The sequence below is a fragment of the Pseudoalteromonas sp. SANK 73390 genome, from assembly GCF_054966645.1.
Map to the genome: position 1 here is coordinate 1 of NZ_ARPN01000005.1, position 2,014 is coordinate 2,014.

Here is a 2,014-nt window from a genome sequence, read left to right on the forward strand (position 1 = left end):
GTTCGCGGGGTAGGGGAGCGTTCTGTAAGCGGTTGAAGGTGTACCGGGAGGTATGCTGGACGTATCAGAAGTGCGAATGCTGACATGAGTAACGATAATGCGGGTGAAAAACCCGCACGCCGGAAGACCAAGGGTTCCTATCCCATGTTAATCAGGGTAGGGTAAGTCGACCCCTAAGGCGAGGCTGAAGAGCGTAGTCGATGGGAAACAGATTAATATTTCTGTACTTGGAATAATTGCGATGGGGGGACGGAGCAGGCTAAGTAAGCATGGCGTTGGTTGTCCATGTGAAAGTATGTAGGCTGGTGACTTAGGAAAATCCGGGTTGCTAAGGCTGAGATACGAGACGAGCTACTACGGTAGTGAAGTTACTGATGCCCTACTTCCAGGAAAAGCCTCTAAGCTTCAGATTATTTCGAATCGTACCCCAAACCGACACAGGTGGTCAGGTAGAGAATACTAAGGCGCTTGAGAGAACTCGGGTGAAGGAACTAGGCAAAATCGTACCGTAACTTCGGGAGAAGGTACGCTGACATTAGGTGAAGAGCTTTACGCTTGGAGCTGAAGTCAGCCGCAGTGACCAGGTGGCTGGGACTGTTTATTAAAAACACAGCACTGTGCAAAATCGTAAGATGACGTATACGGTGTGACACCTGCCCGGTGCCGGAAGGTTAATTGATGGGGTTAGACTTAGGTCGAAGCTCTTGATCGAAGCCCCGGTAAACGGCGGCCGTAACTATAACGGTCCTAAGGTAGCGAAATTCCTTGTCGGGTAAGTTCCGACCTGCACGAATGGTGTAACCATGGCCACGCTGTCTCCACCCGAGACTCAGTGAAATTGAAATCGCAGTGAAGATGCTGTGTACCCGCGGCTAGACGGAAAGACCCCGTGAACCTTTACTACAGCTTGGCACTGAACATTGAACCTACATGTGTAGGATAGGTGGGAGACTTTGAAGCACAGTCGCTAGATTGTGTGGAGTCAACCTTGAAATACCACCCTTGTAGTTTTGATGTTCTAACGTAGGTCCCTGATCGGGATTGCGGACAGTGCCTGGTGGGTAGTTTGACTGGGGCGGTCTCCTCCCAAAGAGTAACGGAGGAGCACGAAGGTTGGCTAAGTACGGTCGGACATCGTACGGTTAGTGTAATGGTAGAAGCCAGCTTAACTGCGAGACAGACACGTCGAGCAGGTACGAAAGTAGGTCATAGTGATCCGGTGGTTCTGAATGGAAGGGCCATCGCTCAACGGATAAAAGGTACTCCGGGGATAACAGGCTGATACCGCCCAAGAGTTCATATCGACGGCGGTGTTTGGCACCTCGATGTCGGCTCATCACATCCTGGGGCTGAAGTCGGTCCCAAGGGTATGGCTGTTCGCCATTTAAAGTGGTACGCGAGCTGGGTTTAGAACGTCGTGAGACAGTTCGGTCCCTATCTGCCGTGGGCGTTTGAGAATTGAGAGGGGCTGCTCCTAGTACGAGAGGACCGGAGTGGACGAACCGCTGGTGTTCGGGTTGTCATGCCAATGGCATTGCCCGGTAGCTACGTTCGGAACTGATAAGCGCTGAAAGCATCTAAGCGCGAAGCAGGCCTCGAGATGATTTCTCACTTTAACTTTAAGTTAACTGAAGGGCCGTTGAAGACTACAACGTTGATAGGCTGGATGTGGAAGCATAGTGATATGTTAAGCTAACCAGTACTAATTACCCGTGAGGCTTAACCATACAACGCCAAAGTGGTTTGTTTGTTAGAAGTTAGTATTTACTAGAGTAGATTTTTACGAATTATCAGCGAATTCCAGATTTAAAGCAAAGTGACTAGATAAGCAATAAAGCGAAATTAGTTCACCTTGCGCAAATGAGATGTTCAAGCGTAGCTTGATGTTATAAAGCATTTGCAGAAAAAGATTTTCTTGGTGACAATAGCGTTTTGGACCCACCTGACCCCATGCCGAACTCAGAAGTGAAACGAAACAGCGTCGATGATAGTGTGGCTTTGCCATGTGAAAGTA

General features: G+C 49.2%; 2 rRNA genes. Both read left to right on the forward strand.

Going from position 1 to position 2,014, the window contains the following annotated elements:
- A 23S ribosomal RNA gene (locus SANK73390_RS00245) occupies positions 1-1,727 on the forward strand; the annotation flags it as partial.
- Between the two features lie 187 nt (positions 1,728-1,914).
- Positions 1,915-2,014 (forward strand): 5S ribosomal RNA (gene rrf / locus SANK73390_RS00250); the annotation flags it as partial.